We start from the raw sequence: 18,106 nt of genomic DNA on the forward strand, positions 1-18,106 counted from the left end.
TCTGCAGCCGGTGCGCCCAGCCCGCGGCGGACAGCGCCACCGCGACCAGCAGCGCAAGCGCCGCCCTGACGAGTGCTGATCCGAACCCCTGCCTCATGCCCCGGTCGTAGCAGACCCGCCGACGCGGGCCAAGACCCCCGACCGGCATCGGGCGCAAGGGGGTGTCGGCAAGGTCAGGGCAGGGTCTTCCACAGGCAGCACCCCAGAAAGCGCTGCACGCCCCGGTCGGTCGGCACCCGCACCTCGACCCGCAACGGCAGGACCAGGGTCGCGATGCGGCAGTCCCGTGCATCCAGGCTCAGCGGCCAGCGCGCGGCCCGCGTCACCAGATCGTGGCGCTGATAGGCCATTCCGGGCGGGCGCAAGGGCGGCTCCAGCCGGTAGGTGCCGTCGCCGTTGTAGTCGAAGGTCACCTCGGCCCCGCGCGCGGTCAGCACGAATTTCGGCGAGAGGCCGAGGCAGAGAAGCTCGGGCTCGCTCGCCACTGCCGGGGCACTTGCGGCGAGCATGGCCAGCAACAGACCGATCCTGACCATCCGCGTTCCCTGTTGATGCCACGGGACGGTTACGCCGCGCTGTCATCGGCGGATCACTCGTCGCGGCCCTCCGACCCCGTTCACCATTTCGCGAGCGGGTATGTCCGGGCATTCTCGGGTGCTAACCTCCACCTTGACCCAGTCGAAAAGGACGCCCGAGCATGACCCGATTGACCGCCGCAGATTTCCATCCCGACCTGATCGAGCTTTACGACTTCTACGCCCACGGCCGGATCACCAAGCGCGAGTTTCTCGACCGCGCGGGCCGCTACACGGTCGGCGGCATGACGGCGCTGGCGCTGCTGAACCTGATGAGCCCGAACTATGCGCTGGCCCAGCAGGTTGCCCCGGACGACGCGGGGATCGTGGCCGAGCGCATCACCTATCCGTCACCCAACGGCCACGGCACGGTGAACGGCTACCTCGTGCGGCCCGCCGATGCGACGGGCCCCTTGCCTGCGGTTGTCGTGGTGCACGAGAATCGCGGGCTGAACCCCTATATCGAGGATGTCGCCCGCCGCCTGGCCAAGGCCGGGTTCCTGGCGCTGGCCCCCGACGGGCTGACCTCTGTCGGCGGCTATCCCGGCAATGACGACAAGGGGCGCGAGTTGCAGCAGACCGTGGACGGCGGCAAGCTGATGAACGACTTCTTCGCCGCCGTCGAGTTCCTGATGACGCATGAGGGGTCCACCGGCCGCGTGGGCATCGTCGGCTTCTGCTATGGCGGCGGGGTCGCCAATGCCGCCGCCGTGGCCTACCCCGAACTGGGGGCCGCCGTGGCGTTCTACGGACGGCAGGCCGATGCCGCCGATGTACCCGCGATCAAGGCCGCGCTGATGCTGCACTATGCCGAGCTTGACACCCGCATCAACGAGGGCTGGCCGGCCTACGAGGCCGCGCTGAATGCCGCCGGGACGACCTACGAGGCCCACATCTACCCCGGCGTGAACCACGGGTTCCACAACGACACGACGCCGCGCTATGACGAGGCGGCGGCCAATCTGGCCTGGGACCGCACGATCGCCTTCTTCAAGGCCAATCTGGGATAACCCCCCGGATGCGGCCTGCGTGCAGGCCGCACCCGGATTCCGGAACTCCGGGCCGAGGGGCTCAGTCCTCGGTCCGGGTGAATTCGCGCGCGATGCCCGCCGTGGCGACATGCCAGGCCGAAGCACGGGTGCGGGCTTGATGTGCCTCGAAGGCGGCGCGGTCACGGAAGGTCTCGGCCACCTGCCAGCACAGGGGATCGTCGGTGGCCGTCACCTCGAACGTCACGCAACCGGGTTCCGCCCGCGTCAGGCGGATGTGCTCGGGCAGTTCCCGGCGCACAACGTCGGCCTCGGCCCTGTCCTTGCAGATCAGGCGTCCGGACAGGTGGATCATTCCCATTCGATTGTTCAATCTATGCCTAACATATTGATCTGATTGTCGTTTTTTACCGACTTTGCTCATTGTCGCCGACCCCAAGGCCGTCAAAATGCTACGCTTTTGATTTCATTGAAAAAACTGCCAGAAAAATATTTTTTGTGGTTTCGGAATCTATCGGCGTCATTTGCCGTCGGATTGCACTTCCAAGTGTCCCTGAGAGCGCTAAAACCGCGTACAAAAAGTACCGTCGCATTTGGTCAGTATCAGATTTGCACTGCCCGCGCGAGGCCCGGACTCATGCCTTGACCTCCGCTAGGCTCCCTCGTCGCGATCGATTGCCCCTGGCCAAACCCGTACCCTCGGCAGTTGAGTTCAACTGGTGCGTAGGCATGCTACCTGACCTCCCATGCTGTCGATACGAAGTTCGACATGGCTAGACTGAGAAAGAAGATAGGAAATAGATCCGCCAAGAACGAAGGGGAACATCACAGGGCTCGACTCCAGCCCTGAAGTTGAGAGTTGGCGGCCCGCATACCTCAAAGATGCTTCTGCGAGCCAGGTGGCCACTTGCGAGCCATGGAGGTTCATCGCCTTCTGACGCAGGATCCTCTGACCATTTTCCAGGCGTTCAATAGCTCCCCAACTGGCCTGAGACTGCAGTACCATGTTCGTCATACGGCGAGTGCCTTCACGTTCTCCATAGATCTCAGCCATCCGCCGATGAACCTCTGCGGATGTACAATCGCCTTGAAGCGTCGTTAATCTGCCCACAATCTCCGCCACTCTTCCGAAGAATGGATATGTGGCAAGCGCCATGCCCCAAGTCAGTGCCGGCACCGTGGTGTCCGGTGCACCACAGTAAATTTCTACGCCTCGGTCCGCAAAATCGACCAGGTCCGCTCGAGGCTCCAGCCAAAGACGATTGAGCACCGTCCTGGTTTTCTTCTTGGCCGCTTGACCAGTGTGCGATGAGTCGAGCACCTCATTCAGCTCATTGAGAGCGGCCTTCCCGGCCCTAATACGGAGCGCGATCGCGGCCCATTCCAACTGGATGAATCGGTCAAAACCGATTTGCGGGGACGGCGAGTTCATGGAGATTTTCTCGAGATTCTAACGAAGGGGACAATTATCTCCTCAACTGAGGCTCCCCCGTGCGCAACTATTTGCTCCCCTATGGTGACGAATGCTCCACGCGATTCCGCATACAGCGGCAAGAAATCCAGCGGCAGGCCAGGACTATCGAACCGGAAAGCGGCAAATTCTGGCGGCACTGATGCCGCTAGGGTTTCATTGCGATAAGTGCGAACTCTTTCACCCCTCAACTCAGACACTACCCCTTGACTAAGCCGGCCAATGCCTTCTGCGTCGACGTTGCCATGGTCCGCGGTAAGGTAGATCTGGTACCCGTGTTTCATCAAAAGCAGGAGCAGCTTTTCAACAAAACCAGTCTCGCACCACGCATTAATCTGCCCAACGATGCCTCGCTTTCCAAGCATTGCGCCGTGAACAATTTCATCGATCATGTCGACGACTATGCCGGCAACCTTGATCGTTGGATTGGCTATCGCCTCCTCAAGCGCAGCCAGCTGCTCCGTCCGCTTCAGGCCTTTCTGGTAAACGATCTCTGACTTACGAAGGCCGTTCTCCAGCCAGAAGCGAGCCCATAAGGATGGCTCCTGAGACGTGGTATCGATTGAGTTCGAAAACTCGCGAGGCTTGAGGCCTGAAAACAAAGCCTGCCGTGAGACAGATGTTAGCGTGGGCAACCATGCGAAGCATCCTCCTTCATCTGCCGAAAAATCAGGTACGGTTACCGCTAGGTGCTCACGAATTTGGATCCACTGATCCATTGCCAAGCCATCGAATACAAGAAGAGCAACACGTTCCTCGCCGGCGCTCCGACGTAATGCCAGATAGCGAGGAACATGGTGGACCATCACTGGCCCCTTCGCGGCTGGAAGAGACGGCAAATCCGCGAAATGCTGGAACAGCCAGGCCATTAAACGCTCGTCCGCGTTGCGCTGAAGCGCACGGACCTGCTGCTGTAGCGGCTCGGCAATTCCCGCGCTCAACCCATTGAACCGTGCGATGACTTCGCCGAGCCGGCGCGCCAACTCAACCCAGTCGCGATGTGATGAATGGCTCGTAGGCATATCAGCCGCGATCTTCTTCACACCTTCGGATACAAGGTTGCCGAGCGCGTTGGGATCTTCGACCAGCCCCACCTTCGCCCATCGCGGCAAGTCAGTGAGGGAGCCTTCCACACTGACAGGTTGAAGAGCTCCTTCTAGGAACATCGTGTCGATGATGACCCTCACATCGGGATGCTCAAAGGGGATCGATACCGCCTTAAGCACCGCTGAGGCCCCATCATTCGACGCGCGACCGTTCTGGATTCCGTACTGCGACAAGAAGTGGCTCCACGCCTCCTGCACGGCGCGCACCATGTAGCTTTTGGACGAGAGCAGCTCTGCAATTGGCAGGTCTGCCAGTGGAGTGTCCTTCAATACTGCAGCAACATGCTTCGCGAGCAGCTCTGGTAGTCCGGCTCCACGAAAATGAAGCCGCAAGACCTCTCGCCAGAAGTCCTCGGGCCGGCTGAGAAGGTAAGGGCTTATGCGGAAGATGTGAGTGAGTATGAAGTCTTTGGTCGCGCCGTCTCCGAGCGGCTGAGTGACGTGCTTATTCTGCGCTACAAACAGGGCTTCATGGTGCTCTGAGTCCATATCCCGAATTACGCTGTAGCTCAGCCTCGGAAATAGGTCGGCCAAGCTCAAGCTGACCTGTCGGCCCATGCGGACATAGTCCCAGGGCAGCGAGTTCAGATCTGTTCCGCGCAGCTGTAGAACGAGCGCCTTCGATGACCCCTCCTCCCCACGATCCCATGCGGCTCGGTAGCGTTCTTCGTACTCAATTCTGAAAGCAACGGAGTCTTCGAATGGCAGCACCTCGAAGCCCCTTTCCCGAAGGCTGTGAAGGATGCGCTCATCCAGTAGAAGATCGTCAGGATCGCAGGCGATCCAGAAGCGGGAAAGATCGGCAGGAAACGCCTGCAGTATTCGATCGATCCAGGCGCTCATGATGCACCTGGTGTCGGTTCACCGACGCGCAGCAAAAGGACGGCATAGAGGTCGGGCGTGTATTCCTCCGCAGCATCAAGCTGCGCCATCCGGGCGTCATGGTCAGAGCGAAGACGCTTGCGACGATAGTCCCGGACGGTCTGCAGACCGACCCGACCGATGGCCTGGTATCGGGCATCGTAGGCGAATTTGGCGCGTTCGCGCTCTTCGTAGACTCGGGCCCTGTGCTCCTCGACCAGATTCGCAAACATCTGCTCACCCTGAGCGAGTGCGGCATTCCTGGAGCGATCGAAACCGGCATCTCCTGAGGCGACTGCTCCGACCCGCTCTACATGCTCTGTTAATAGAAGATCCCAGATCCGCTTTGCTGTCGGCAAGAACGTCCGTCCTTCGTCGTTGACGAACACGGAAAGGAAACGCCGCCGGCTGAAGTCATCGGCCGACAGGCTAATTTCCCAAAGCGACCATACGCCTCGAACAGCTTCTGGAAGTCCTGCCACGCGGACTATGGGCAAAGGCTGACCTGACACGCAGCGCGGCAGATCGCTGATCACCGCCCGAGCGCGGGGATCTTCGAGCGTCACCCATTCGGCGTCAGGTCGTTCTCCGGCGGTTCTCGCATCAAAGCAGACATTGGCTGACTCGCTGCCGTCCGGCCAACGCAGCCGCCAGGCTTCGCCTTCCTTGACAGCTGCCCCGCCGCGCGCGGGCAACCCGTTTGTGATTGCCCGCTCCAGCCAGAACTGCGCCGGGTGGTCGCGCCATTTGCGGGCATCGTCCGCATCGAGTTCGTGGCCGTCGGACAAGAGCTCGCTGCTCTTGCGGCCTTCGGCGATAGTTGATCGAAGTTGGGATACCACCGTGTCGCACTCGCTTTCGATGGCGTCGGGGTTCTGCAATCCTTGGATGAACAGCTCGTCGAACAGAGGCTCTGTCTCTACCGAGTCCATCACATCAGAGGCTTTGTCGACGCCGAACTCTTCGGCAATGACGGCAAGCTTCGCTTCAAGGACCTCGCGGACACGATGCTCGACCGTGTCCTCAAGTACGAAGTTGATCGCGCGCACGATGTGCGGCTGCCCGATACGGTCGACACGGCCGATGCGCTGTTCGACCCGCATTGGATTCCACGGCATGTCGAAGTTGACGATCACGTGGCAGAACTGAAGGTTCAGGCCCTCGCCGCCAGCGTCGGTAGAGACTAGGATCCGGACATCGCGGGAGAAGGTCCCTTGAGCTCGCGCGCGAGCTTCGAGGTCCATGCTCCCATTCAATGTCGCAACAGAAAACCCGCGGCTTTCGAGAAACTCGGCCAGCATCGCCTGCGTCGGCACGAACTCGGTGAAAACCAGAACCTTTAGCTCTGGATCGTTTTCCTCCTGCTGCAGCTTGTATATCAGCTCCAGCAGCGCTTCAGCCTTGGCGTCGGTGCCCTGCGCTTCGGTGGATCGGGCTAGGTCGAGCAGCGTGTCGACCTCCGCCTTCTCCAGCTCCCAGCCTTTCGTCTGGATAGCCAGATCGACCTGCGTTTGACCGTCCAGCTCTGCCCATTCATCGACGTCGGCCGTGTCGAAAAGCGATGGCTGTAGCTGCGGTTGATCCAACAAGGCTTGCCGCTTTTCGAGCGTCGTGCGGATCGCCGCCGTGCTGGAAGTCACCAACCGCTGCATCAGGATCATCAGGAAGCCGATGTGCCGTTGCTTCGCGGCCATAGCCTGGTTGTAGCCGTGCCGCACATAATCCGTGACCGCCTCATACAGCTTCTGCTGCGCCGCATGCCGGTCCTGCCAGGCAACGGGCTGGAGGCGAGTCATGCGCGGCTTGAACAGTGGCTTGCCTTCCGCATCGATTGCCAGGCGCTTCTCTGTGCGGACCACGAAGGGGCGAACGCGGTCACTCGTAACGCTGCTCTCATCGGGGAAAGATTCACGGTCAATCAGCTGAAGCAGGCGGTGGAACTGGTCGGTCTTCCCTTGGTGCGGCGTCGCTGAAAGGAGAAGCAGGTACGGTGCAGCTTCCGCCAATGCGGCGCCCAACTTGTACCGCGCAACCTGATCCGTGCTTCCGCCCATGCGGTGGGCTTCGTCGATAATCACGAGATCCCAGGACGCCGATATCAGATCCTCGAATCGCTCCCGGTTGTAGGTGGTGAGCTGCTCCAGGCTCCAGCCACGGCGTCCTTCAAGAGGCTTCACGGAATCGAGCGAGCAGATCACCTGGTCATGCAGCCGCCAGAGATTCTCCTCGTCATTCCGCCATTGGCGGAAGGCGGAAAGCTCGGCCGGTTCGATGAACTGAAATTGCTCGCCGAAATGCAGGCGCATTTCCGCCTGCCACTGCCGGACGAGCCCCTTGGGAGCCACCACAAGGATCCGCTTCGCCATGCCGCGAAGCTTCAGCTCGCGCAGGATCAGTCCCGCTTCAATCGTCTTGCCGAGCCCGACTTCGTCCGCCAGCAGATAGCGGATCCGATCTCGGCTCATCGCCCGGTTCAGCGCATAAAGCTGGTGCGGCAACGGCACGACACTCGACTGGATCGGTGCCAGCAGTAGGTTGTCCTCCAGCGCGTCCAGCAGCTTCGCAGCCGCCGCTGTGTGCAAAATGTGCTCGACCGTGGGCTGGACGGAGTCCAGCGCCATCAGTTCAGACGCTCGGGCACGGACGACGGCGTCCTTGCCCGGGAGCCAAATGCGATAGGTGGTTTCGCCCCAGATTTCCTCTCGGTCCACGACTCGGCAAGGTGCGGCATGACGATCATGCCAACACCATTCGCCAATGCCGTGTTCGGGGCGCCCACGCGTCACGCATTGGCCTCCATGCGCGTCAGCGCACTGTCGTACCAGAACAGCAGCTTCTCATCCTCTTGCAGCGCCTCCTCGGGAACCTTCTGGGCGATCGCGATGATCGTCTTGAAATCCCGTGCGGCCCATGAGGACTTGAAGCCCGCGCGAAGCACTTCGAGCCGGAACTCCTTCAGCCGCCGACCGGGTGCTGTCCGATAGCTATCGAACTCCTTCAGCAGCGCCTTCTCGCGCTTCTTCTCCAGGTCCTGAGCCTTGGTCGGATCGGGGACGAACCACCGGTCCTTTGCCTTCGCCTTCAGGCGCGGATCGGACTTCTCGAGGTTCCGCAGATCGTGGAAGTTCGTCGACAGGTAGTTATGGATCTGACTTGGCACATCGCTGGAAGCGTCATAGCGCAGGAAGTTATCCTCCAGCAGCGCCGACAGTTCCGGCCTGGTTTCGTGCTTCTTCCAGCCGGCGCCCAACTGCGTCGTGAATTCGGGGTGCACCTCTTGATAGGTTGAAGGGCGCTTGCGCAGGAAGTCGGTCAGCCAGTCGATGGCGCTGCGTTCGTCGGCTACGAACATCTCCATCTGTGGGGCTTGCGCCGCCTGAGCACGCTTTCGGTCGTACTCTGGAATCTGCTCAGGAAGGAAAACCATGCCGTCGCGCTCGGGAAAGCGGTTGCGCAACCCGTCAAGGAACTCTTCGGTCGAAAGCGGCACCGGAACGTCATGACGAACAAACCATGCCACCATGCGGTCATAGATGCGACGAGGATCGCGCTCGACCACAAACTCCAACACGCCATTCTTGGACTTGGATATGGACAGCTGCCTCAGATGGGTTTGAACAAAATCCCAAGCTGACTCGGGAGCTGCTCCTCGCTCAGTTAGGCGCTGCTCCAGCCCACCATTCGGCTTGTATGCCGAAATGACGAGATCCTGTTTCACAGCATTCGTCGAAGTTACTTGCTTGAAACTGCCCTGCTGTTTGTCGAGTGTAGTTACCTCAGCAACTACGAACCCTGCCTCCTGCAATGCAACCTGGATCGCATTCCAGACTTTTGCTTGGCTGTTCGAGAAAACCACTGTCATCCAGCGTCCTGGCTTCAGGACCCGATAAAACTCTGCAAAACATCTTTGGATAAGTCTTTGATAAACATGGATGTCCTTATCCATGTACTCATCAATTACGGCCTCTCCTCCGACGTCGCTGATCACACGATGCCAGGCTTCAACGATTTTGTTCAGGTCGGCATAAAAGATGTTGAATCCGAACGGTGGATCAACAAACACGTAATCAATCGATGAGTCTGGACACGGAAGCTCTGTCGATGACCCGGCGCCAATCAACGCATTTCCGTCAGTGGTCCGAAAGCTCTGGAACGCCTTTCCAACTCGGTCGAACTTTCCCTCCAATATGTACCAAGGGGTACACTCAGCATGTTGGGAACCCACATAAAAAACGCCCGTCAAGTGTTGGCCGAACTGCGAATATCCAGTGGGACGATATCGATTGAAAACGCTCATACTAATTATCGTTTGCTCTATGCTGTAGAGCAAATTCATCCGCAGCTTTTTATCAGAGACACTGTCTGCCAATGCCCACAATCTTGAGATAGCGTGAGCGGCCCTAGGCAAAAATATGCTTCTGGTGTTCTTTGTGTTTGTTGTTCTCATTCTCCCTTCATTGAATGTCTTAGACGATCGGAAATTTACGCGAGGAAAGTTCACGGGAATGTCCAGTGAATCAATCTTCTTAAGCAGATCGAGATCATTCCTATCCGGCTTCTTCTCAAATGCCTTTGAACCTATTTTGTAGCATATGGAGACAGGCACTCGCTTGGGTCGCCACTGAACTTGACCTTCGTCGATGAAATTTTCTTGAGCAAGCTCCATTTCTTCTTTTCGGGCCTCTGCTCCGCAAGAACTACAACGAATTCGATCTCGCTGTCCGTCATATGAGACCTTTTCGGCGTCTAGAAAGACATTTTCACCACTACAGCTTGAGCATATGAATACTTCACTCCAAACCGTGTATTCAATTCGTCCGATAGTCTTATTATCGCTGTGGAGCGTCTCATACATCCATCCTATTTCAGCCCATAGCTTTGTGAGGAGACTTCGGCCAGTCTTTGCATAATCATCGGCGTCAAACGGCAGGTTATTATTTGCCGAGATGAATGAGGCGAGCGGGGACAGATCGTTTAGGACGACGCGCCTTGTCCCCCATTTCGGTGCTGCTACGCCCGCTTTCTTCCATTCGCTTTCCAACTTGTGACGAAAGGCGGCAGGCGCCGCCCCGCACCACTGTGCCGCAACCCCGGTCATCCCCGAACCGGCGAAGCCATCCAGCACGATATCGCCTGGTTCAGTGAAGTGCAGGATTGATGGCACAATCGCCAAATGAGGCACCTTTGTGTGGTAGGAGTGCGCCTTGTAGATTGGATCAGTCTTCCCCTCCGAAACGTCGATCGCCATTGGTTCGCGCGCGTATTTCTCCGAAGGAGCATATGGCCTGCCATAATGCTTCACGAAGTCTGCCAGCCATGGGTTGGGGCAAGCGGTGTAAAAAGGCGGGTCGGACATCGCCAGAATCGCTTCGTCCGTACCCTCTGGAAAGCCTTGCTGCTTTCGAAAAGCCGGGTCATTGAGCTTCTCGGCGAGTAGTTTGAGATAATGCTCCCGTCGCGCTTGTTCGCTTGGAAAGGTCTGCCCTAAGCATTCCACGGTGCCGCCGACCGAGACGGTTTCGAGTTTGAGTTTTTCCGTCATTCGCGTATCTCTTTCGTTGCCGCGTCCGCTTCCTCGTCAAGGCGCAGCGATTTCAGTTTCAGCCCTGCTTTGGTGAGCACGTACCTCTGTTTTGACGAGGTGGGCTTGTCCGGGACCGTCATCCGAAGAATTCCACCGTCAAGCAGCGGCTCCAGATGTGTGGCCTTGAAGTGCGGCCGTTGGGTGTAGCCCGCAGCTGTCATGAGCTCCGCTAGCGAGCGGGGGGCATCGGCATGCTGCACGATCACCCGCTGAACGTCCGACAGCTCCTTCAATACCGAGACCTGTTCGGCGCCACCCGGGCCGACTTGTTCAGTGACTTGTGCAGTGGCTTCATCCCCGGCCACCACCGACGTATCCCCTTGATTTTTCTTATCATGATCGCCAGGCGCGCCGAGGTAGCGGGCCCGCAGGTGGTCGGCCAGAGCGAATTTCCCATCTACCCCACCGCCAACCCTAAGGACCACTTGTACGACCAGGCGCTGCGCAAGTTCCCGGGCCGCTGGGCCAGCCAGGCCCGTGAGCGCCTTGATATCAGCAAGGTCAATTTCGCCATTGCGGATCACGTAGGCAAACACAGCGGCTTCATGCTCAGAAAGCTGAACGCCGAGGCTCGCCTGTGCCAGAAGCTGTTCCTCGGTGACGAGCCTCTCTCGTCGAAGCCGCAGGCGAAAGCTCTTCTCTGCCTTGTCATTTTCGATCTCGGGCGGGACAAAACCCAACCGCCGCCACCCGTCAAAGATCGCCCCGACGCCGGTTCCACCCTGATCCGACAAGCCGATACGCCGAAACGCGCCCACGATCCGGGGATTCCGAACCTCCTTGTCGCCTGGATCGAGCAGCTGTTCCCGCGACGCCAGCGCATCACCTGGGTTGAAAAACTCAGCTTGGTCCCGAAAGAACCGGATAACGGGAACACGTGTCGCGTCACCAAAGTCCTGATGGATCAGAAGGTTGATGGCGGCTTCGCGGAACGAGATGTAGTCAGGTGGATCGTCATGCCTGCGCAGGGTCGTCGGATCGACCGCGAACGGCTTCTCACTGTGCTTGAGATAGAAATCGAGGATCGCCTTCCAGGCCTCGATAAGATTGGCCTCGATGGTTACCCGGTCAGCCCAACGGATGCTTGGCGCATATTCGCTGGCGCTATGACGATATAGCTGCAGGTCCACGACGATTCGCGGGAGCTCCTGTCGGACATATTCACCTGATCCGAGAACGACGATCGCCGCCCGCGTTGGCCGGAGTTTTCCTTCGCGCTCGACCAGAAAGCCCCATGAGCGCAGGAATGAAATGTCATCGGCGGACTGATCCTTGCCGGGGTTGCTCGCCTCGAACCTCGCGCGATACCAGCGAACTGTGCCTTCGTCGAAGCACTTCGATGGGTCCAAATCCAGAGTTTCCGAGTCATAAGTGACGCTGCCCGCATCGCGAATGAAGCGCAGAAGCTCGTCTGCTGTGCATGCACGGTCACCGCTGCCTTTCCGAATGAAAGCCTTTTTCGGGTTTCGGTCTAAGTGAACTGGCTTTTCGTGCCTTGGAGCTTCCGGAACGTAAAAACAGATCACGGAGCCTTGCGGCATCGTGTGAATATCACCCGTAATCGGCAAGACGATGCTGATTTTTTGCACATCCCGAACCTGGCCGAAAAAGTCATTTTGAACCTTGTCGATGTCGGAAACACCCGTGATGGAGAATGTCCCGTTGGACTCCTTCACGCCGAAAACCAGATGACCGCCTTTGGTGTTGGCAAATGCGCTGACCGTTTCAAGAGCAGACTTCGGGACCGCCCAAGTCGCCTCTTTGAACTCGATGTCATCCCATTCGACAGTTTGTAGCCGGGCCAGGAACTCGTCACGCGTCATAAGTCACTCCACCACGAAGCGGAGTTTGGTCGTGTCTTTGCCCTTGAAGCGGTCGTTCAGGAACGTCTCGAAGCGCTTGCGCAGGTCGTCCGGCGTGGCAGGCGACCCGCCCTGAAGCAGCGCCTTCCTGATGTCCTCACCGGTGACGTTGATCTTTTCCAGACCCGACAGCGCCTCTTGAACGGCGGCGATGAACTCCGGCGTAATGAACTCAGGAAGCGTCTTGGTCTCCGCGAAGCCGATAACGATCTTGCGAGATGACTCTTTCAGCAACTCGAAGTTCGACTGGATGATTGGATCTTCGAGGTTATCGACCAGCGTCTGCACCCAACCTTCCAGAAGGCGGTCAAGCTCGTCGTCGAGCTGCTTCAGAACATTGGCGGCCGGCAGCATGTCCCCTTGCTCGTTCGCTGGCCGGAAATTGCAGTGTGGACAGACTGGGCTGGCTGATAGTTCGGACTCCACCAGCGACGCGCAGCTCTTCAGCTTGTCCAGCTTTTCCTCGAAAGTCGTCAGCTGACTGGTCGGCATCAGCGAAATGCCAGCCAGCGCACGCATCGAGACCAGCCGGGCGTCCTTGCGGAGCGTAGACTTCGTCTTGTCCTCTGCCACCCCAAGGCGCGCCCGGCTGTGTTGCCCGACATAGGCGGTGACGTAGTCCTTCTTCAGCTGCTTCAGCGTCTGACGATACTCCGCCGCATGTTGGGCGGTTCGGTCTGCAGCGAGCTTGTCGAGCACTTCCTTACGGGTCGCCTGCGCCTGCTTTACCCACGCATGGTCAGTTGGGAGAACCAGCTCAGCTTGCGACAGATAGCTGGCCATTGTGCCGAGTTCGGCGACCAATTCCAGCATCCCATCAACGGCATTCAGGACTTCGAGATTCTTCTGCTGCGCCGCAATGTCATCGGAGCTGATGCGAAGGTTCTTCAGTTTGCCGACGGTGTTGTAAGGCGACAGGCTTTCGGAAAAGGTCTTGAGTGCATCGAGCTTCGTGCGCCAGTCGCGGATCTCATCATCTCGCAGCAGCGACTGACCCCAAAAGCTCAAACGTCCGGGCATGTCTGTGGTGGCGCCGAGCACGCGCCGCGTAAGCTTGCCAACCTCCTCTTGAAGCAGCTTGACCGGCTCGTCAGACCCCTGTGTTGCCTGCTGGGCAAGACCTGGCGGAAGACCGAGCATTTCGAAAAGCGCCCGAAGAACCGCGACGTTGATCTCCTTCGGCGCTTCGACGTGCTTGAACTGCTTCAGCTCATCGAGCGGCCGCTCGGCGAGTAGGGCGATCTTGCCGGAATCGATCTTGTCGCCGCTGATCGCCAGGACGATGTCTCCAGCGAAGACCAACCCGCCGAGGACTGTGGCCAGAAGGTCGGGCTCGAGGCGAAACTTGAGCGGCGCGAAATATTCGACGTCAGCGTCGCCGCTTACCAACTCGCCGCGGTTCAGCACCTGGCCATGGCCTTTGGTTTTTAGCCGGACCAAAACCTCCTGGGCGTACCGGGACCGTGATGGTTCGATGCGATCGCCATCGAGCATCTCAAGCCCGTCAAGAATGACAACCGCGTCCTTCGTGCGATTTCCACCCGCGAGTGCGCGCAGTGCGTTCCCGACGAGTTGCTTCCGGTTGGCCTCGGTGACCAGGGCGGAGAATGTCGGATACTCCGGCGCCACCTCTGCAAACTGATTGTTCAGTGCGAGGCCGGAAATGACATTCACGACGTCGCGGAAGTTTATCCGTTCTTCCGGACCCAAGCGTGCCTTGTCACGTAGCGACACCCCTTTAGTCCACTCTTGGAGACTCTTGCTCTTGCCTTGATAGCTGACCTCGAAGGCGGTCATCTGCTTTTCCTGCAGCCACTTGCTCATGTCGCGCAGGGCGTCTTTGGCCTTGTCGAGGTAAATCGATTTCGCGCCGCCGCTGGCCGTAGATGCGAGATCCTGAGCGGCAGCATAGAAAGAGAGATGACGCCTGATTGCGTCATCTAGCCCTTTCAGTCGGAAGAAGACCTCGTCAGCCTTGTGGTCATCACGAAAGCGCGGTGGTTCGAACGGCTGGATAAAATAGACATAGAAATCTCGCTCTGGCTGCGCCGTCGGCCGGTCATTCGGAGCACCGAAAAAGAGATACCCGCTGCGCTCTACGCGGCGATCCTGCCATTCTATTTGGTATTGCCAGATCTGATGGCCTGTAACGTAGGTGGTCTCGTCGGTGCGCTCCATAAGCTGTCGGATCGCGCTGTAGTACGCACGATCCAGCGCGTCATCGGACAGGGCTTCCGCGCGCTTTTCGATCTGGGCGTCATAGTCGACGTCCTTCTTCAGATCGAGATAGTACTGTTCGGTGTCGGGGGCCTTAGAGATGAACTGGCCGTTGACGGTCTTCAACGTCTCGCGCAGTACGGTCTGGACAAGGGAAAGGAGGTCGGCTTCCGGCTCTCCTCCCATGTCTTCGATGCCAGGCTGAAACAGGCAGAGCGTGTCGCGGAGTTCCTCAGCGGTAGGACCTACTGGAACATAGATATCGCCGCCGGTTGTAAGGCGATGGACGGAAAGTCCGTCGATGATGCGGAGCGCCATTGGCCTATATGTCGGGCGGGTGAACGCCTTCCTTACACGCTCCGACAAAACCTCCGACACCTTGAGCACTGGTCCAATGTTCGGATCAGCGCGGAGTACGGAGTTTGAAGTGACGGTCTCCCAAAACTTGTCGTAGCCGATCAGCCCCGGCCGATCGTCAGGCACCTCATCTTTGAGGATGGCCTGGATCTGATCTCGGAGTGTAACCAGCGCCCCACGCTTTTCGGTGAACACAAGGCGCTCGAAGGTCCCGATATAATCAGGATGGACCGGAAACAGCCGGACGTACTCATCCATGCGCTCGTTCATCGAGCCATAGAATTTGGCGAATGGCGTAAGGTACACGCGGATCTTGTTCTGCTGGTCAGCTGTCTTTTTCAGGAGGCGCTCGGCCACTACAAAGCTGACGTCCTGGCGAGCGAGGAGGATCTGTGTGAAGCGATCCTTCACACGACGAAGGCTGTCGGCAACGTGCTGGAAACGGGTACTGTCGAATATCGCTTCCTGAACACCGGCAACGAACCGGAAGCGGAGGTGCTTTGTGACCTCGCCAATCTCACGCAAGAACGACAAGTCCAGAACCAGATCGTGATCTTTGCGCGACCGCAGGTATTCGAGAAACTCGTCGACCACGAGAAGCACGCCGTGATGCGGATAGAGATCGGCGAACGCCGCCATCATCTCTTCGAAGGCGCCCTTATTGTTGACGACCTTGTCGGCTGGGGGGAAGGAATAGCTGACGCCGTGCTTTTCGAGAAACACCTCAAGCTGTTGGGTGATGATGTCCCGCAAGGACATCTGACTGGAAATCTCGATCCGGTGAACCTTAAACTTCCCGGCGATCGCAGCTGCAGCCTCCGCCACCTTGGGATGGCGAATCATCGAAACGTAGTCGGCGTCTTCAGCGACCAGCGAAAGCACCGACATCAGGTGCGATTTACCGGTCCCGTAGTTGCCGACAACCAGTACGCCTTTGTGGTCCACAGCCTCGTTGAACGAGAGCTGGGGGATCATCTGCTTCGCGATCCGTTCGGCCATGTCGTCGGAAATGACGTAGGTCGATACAAGCTTCTTTGCCTCGTCTGGACGATTGGCGTCCAGAAGCTGAATGACCGACTCGATCGGCTCAAACTGAATGAGATCGCCATAGCGCATCGGCATCCCGTGTTCCCCCTTCAATGAATTTTGAACGGGACCAGGCCATCGACGCCGTAGTCCTGATGTTCTGCATGTCCAGTCGTGGCGTAGCAGAGTCGGTCTTCCCGAATCTCTCCTGGCCACACCGCAATTACGCGACGCGCGTGAGCATGCCGCTTCAGCAAGTCCAGAGTGCTGAGCCGTAGCGTCTGATCGAACAAGAGCTCGATGTTATCCAAGAGCAACAGCCCTTGGCTGGCACATCCATCTACGAGTTCCTTTAGTAGATCAGCCGCCTGCAGGTGCCTTCGGGTACTCGGCACCGTAAGCAATTCACGCCCAAGCGCAGCACCAACACTCAGAACTGGTGCTTGCCGGCGCGTAGCCAGCTGACCGAGGAGAATGCTCTTCCCAGATCGGGGAGGACCGACCAAAAGGATCAACTTGCTGTTAAGGCCTGAAATATCATCGACGAGGCGATCCAATCTCTCAATCATCTCAGCCCTCGATCCGAGACACAGAGTATCCGGTCTGAGTCTTGGGGCCGATTTCGCCACCGTTGAGCAGCACGATTTGCTGATCTTGGGGACGTCGTGCTGACGGATCAGTATCCAGACCCAGTCGCTTAAGTGCGTAATACAGGAGCGCTTTTCGCACTGGGATCTTGGCTCGACCGCTACGCATTCCGTAATCGAGTGCGATGACTTTTTGCTGCGTCTCCGACAGATCGGGGTGAGGCCCGATCTCCAAAGTCACCTGTTCATTCCAGTCAGCGTCGGCGCTGGGATCCTTTCCGCTCGGCTTGGCGCCGCGCGTTTCGATGATCCGCGAGAGCAGGAAGTCCTTGTAACATTGGTCAGTGAGACAGAAGGCACGAGTGTGCCAGCGGAACCCATCGAAGCCAACCGCGTGCGGTGCGATCCAGCGCCAGCGTGGCTCTGACCGAGATAGCGACTGGTATCTAACCTCGAGTGCCTCAGCATTCCGGATGGCAGCGATGACTGAACGAAGGATTCTGGCATCTACGCCCCGCACCGGGGTTGGCGCGGAATCGTAGGAGGGAAACTGTCCAATCCAAGCGTCAGCCCGGTCGAGAATGCCATCGGCGACCGACCGCAGCTGGGATAGATAGCGGCTCGCATCTGGCGTCAGAAACAGTGGCTCGAACTTGTCGGCACGGACATAGGACCTCGCGCTCTTGTCGTAGAGCATATTGTCGGGTGCCATGCCGATGTAGCGGTTCAGATCGGTGGACGCTTGGTTCACCGAGACGCTGAACGCATCCATCAGATCGCCCCGGTTCACATGCCCCTCCCAAAACAGGCGGAACTCGATGAATTCCAACCGCCTCTCGACGCCCCACCGCAGATCAGCCTTCTCTGTTCCCACAATGTGCTCCCAGCAAAAGACCGACCCATCCCATAACTGGGTGCGCCCAGTTTCTGTTTTCTCAGGCTAGTCGACAGATCGCTTCGGTTCAATAAGAACTACAACAAGTGTTCTGCTCGGCTGATTGGTAGTCGCTACCCCGCTGATTGGTAGCCGCAAGGCAGTCTGGCTCCAGTAAGCCGTTGAGGGGAAAGCCTTCCCCTGCTTCCGAGCCCATGGTCTCGGCCGACCCCTTCTGCGGGGAGCTCCCCGCAACGCCCCCGAGAGTGAGAGTGCAGGCTGGGTGTGCCGTGACGGGTTGAAGGCTGGGAGAGAGGCTTCCGGCGCCCGTCGCGGAGACCCGCGATGTCGAAACGTGATCCACGCGGCCGGCCGAGTGCCGACCGGACGAGCCTTTATGACGAAATCACCGGCAAGATCCTGGCCGAACTGGAGGCCGGACGGTTGCCCTGGGTTCAGCCCTGGGGGACGGCCGCGGCCAAGGCGCCACTCGCCATGCCGACCAACGCCGCAACCGGGCGCGGCTACTCAGGGGTCAATGTGCTGATCCTCTGGGGCGCAGTGATCTCGCTTGGCTTCCCGAGCCAAGGCTGGCTG

General features: G+C 58.7%; 12 protein-coding genes. 2 read left to right on the forward strand and 10 right to left on the reverse strand.

The window, feature by feature from the left end; all coding sequences use genetic code 11:
• Positions 1-173 precede the first annotated feature (173 nt).
• On the reverse strand, positions 174-536 hold the full coding sequence (locus ACEW8Q_RS13620) for a hypothetical protein (protein WP_373504603.1): 363 nt from the start codon (positions 534-536) through the stop codon (positions 174-176).
• Positions 537-697: 161 nt separating this feature from the next.
• On the opposite strand from ACEW8Q_RS13620, the gene yghX reads away from it, so the two are divergent.
• Positions 698-1,585 carry a YghX family hydrolase gene (gene yghX / locus ACEW8Q_RS13625; protein WP_373504604.1) on the forward strand — a complete coding sequence of 296 codons (888 nt, stop codon included), beginning with the start codon at positions 698-700 and terminating at the stop codon, positions 1,583-1,585.
• 61 nt (positions 1,586-1,646) lie between these two features.
• Here the strand turns inward: yghX and ACEW8Q_RS13630 are convergent, their stop codons facing one another.
• From ACEW8Q_RS13630 to ACEW8Q_RS13670, 9 genes are all read right to left on the reverse strand, one after another.
• Positions 1,647-1,925, reverse strand: coding sequence for a putative quinol monooxygenase (locus ACEW8Q_RS13630; RefSeq protein WP_373504605.1), 279 nt, complete (start codon positions 1,923-1,925; stop codon positions 1,647-1,649).
• A 351-nt stretch (positions 1,926-2,276) separates the two neighbouring features.
• Positions 2,277-2,996 carry a hypothetical protein gene (locus tag ACEW8Q_RS13635; protein ID WP_373504606.1) on the reverse strand — a complete coding sequence of 240 codons (720 nt, stop codon included), beginning with the start codon at positions 2,994-2,996 and terminating at the stop codon, positions 2,277-2,279.
• Positions 2,993-4,984 (reverse strand): BREX-3 system phosphatase PglZ, encoded by a 1,992-nt coding sequence (gene pglZ / locus ACEW8Q_RS13640; protein WP_373504607.1) that lies wholly within the window; start codon positions 4,982-4,984, stop codon positions 2,993-2,995. The genes ACEW8Q_RS13635 and pglZ overlap by 4 nt, the downstream gene beginning before the upstream one ends.
• On the reverse strand, positions 4,981-7,788 hold the full coding sequence (locus ACEW8Q_RS13645; protein ID WP_373504608.1) for a DEAD/DEAH box helicase: 2,808 nt from the start codon (positions 7,786-7,788) through the stop codon (positions 4,981-4,983). Before ACEW8Q_RS13645 ends, pglZ begins: the two co-directional genes overlap by 4 nt.
• Positions 7,785-10,544, reverse strand: coding sequence for a DNA methyltransferase (locus ACEW8Q_RS13650; RefSeq protein ID WP_373504609.1), 2,760 nt, complete (start codon positions 10,542-10,544; stop codon positions 7,785-7,787). The genes ACEW8Q_RS13645 and ACEW8Q_RS13650 overlap by 4 nt, the downstream gene beginning before the upstream one ends.
• On the reverse strand, positions 10,541-12,409 hold the full coding sequence (locus ACEW8Q_RS13655) for an RNA-binding domain-containing protein (RefSeq protein ID WP_373504610.1): 1,869 nt from the start codon (positions 12,407-12,409) through the stop codon (positions 10,541-10,543). The genes ACEW8Q_RS13650 and ACEW8Q_RS13655 overlap by 4 nt, the downstream gene beginning before the upstream one ends.
• 3 nt (positions 12,410-12,412) lie before the next feature.
• Positions 12,413-16,144 carry a DUF6079 family protein gene (locus tag ACEW8Q_RS13660; RefSeq protein ID WP_373504611.1) on the reverse strand — a complete coding sequence of 1,244 codons (3,732 nt, stop codon included), beginning with the start codon at positions 16,142-16,144 and terminating at the stop codon, positions 12,413-12,415.
• 14 nt (positions 16,145-16,158) lie between these two features.
• Positions 16,159-16,617, reverse strand: a complete 459-nt coding sequence (brxF, locus tag ACEW8Q_RS13665) for a BREX-3 system P-loop-containing protein BrxF (protein WP_373504612.1) — start codon at positions 16,615-16,617, stop codon at positions 16,159-16,161.
• Position 16,618: 1 nt separating this feature from the next.
• Positions 16,619-17,464, reverse strand: a complete 846-nt coding sequence (locus ACEW8Q_RS13670) for a WYL domain-containing protein (protein WP_373504613.1) — start codon at positions 17,462-17,464, stop codon at positions 16,619-16,621.
• Between the two features lie 390 nt (positions 17,465-17,854).
• On the opposite strand from ACEW8Q_RS13670, the gene ACEW8Q_RS13675 reads away from it, so the two are divergent.
• Positions 17,855-18,106, forward strand: a 252-nt coding sequence (locus ACEW8Q_RS13675) for an ArdC-like ssDNA-binding domain-containing protein (RefSeq protein WP_373504614.1), incomplete at its 3' end; no start/stop codon positions are given.

Source organism: Aestuariivirga sp. (assembly GCF_041738905.1).
Lineage (GTDB): Bacteria > Pseudomonadota > Alphaproteobacteria > Rhizobiales > Aestuariivirgaceae > Aestuariivirga.

Bases quoted from the DNA above. Each gene is read 5' to 3' on its own strand.
- ACEW8Q_RS13660 (WP_373504611.1), bottom strand. From the start codon at position 16,144: ATGCCGATGCGCTATGGCGATCTCATTCAGTTTGAGCCGATCGAGTCG.
- ACEW8Q_RS13630 (WP_373504605.1), bottom strand. From the start codon at position 1,925: ATGGGAATGATCCACCTGTCCGGACGCCTGATCTGCAAGGACAGGGCC.
- ACEW8Q_RS13655 (WP_373504610.1), bottom strand. From the start codon at position 12,409: ATGACGCGTGACGAGTTCCTGGCCCGGCTACAAACTGTCGAATGGGAT.
- yghX (WP_373504604.1), top strand. From the start codon at position 698: ATGACCCGATTGACCGCCGCAGATTTCCATCCCGACCTGATCGAGCTT.
- ACEW8Q_RS13620 (WP_373504603.1), bottom strand. From the start codon at position 536: ATGGTCAGGATCGGTCTGTTGCTGGCCATGCTCGCCGCAAGTGCCCCG.
- brxF (WP_373504612.1), bottom strand. From the start codon at position 16,617: ATGATTGAGAGATTGGATCGCCTCGTCGATGATATTTCAGGCCTTAAC.
- pglZ (WP_373504607.1), bottom strand. From the start codon at position 4,984: ATGAGCGCCTGGATCGATCGAATACTGCAGGCGTTTCCTGCCGATCTT.
- ACEW8Q_RS13650 (WP_373504609.1), bottom strand. From the start codon at position 10,544: ATGACGGAAAAACTCAAACTCGAAACCGTCTCGGTCGGCGGCACCGTG.
- ACEW8Q_RS13635 (WP_373504606.1), bottom strand. From the start codon at position 2,996: ATGAACTCGCCGTCCCCGCAAATCGGTTTTGACCGATTCATCCAGTTG.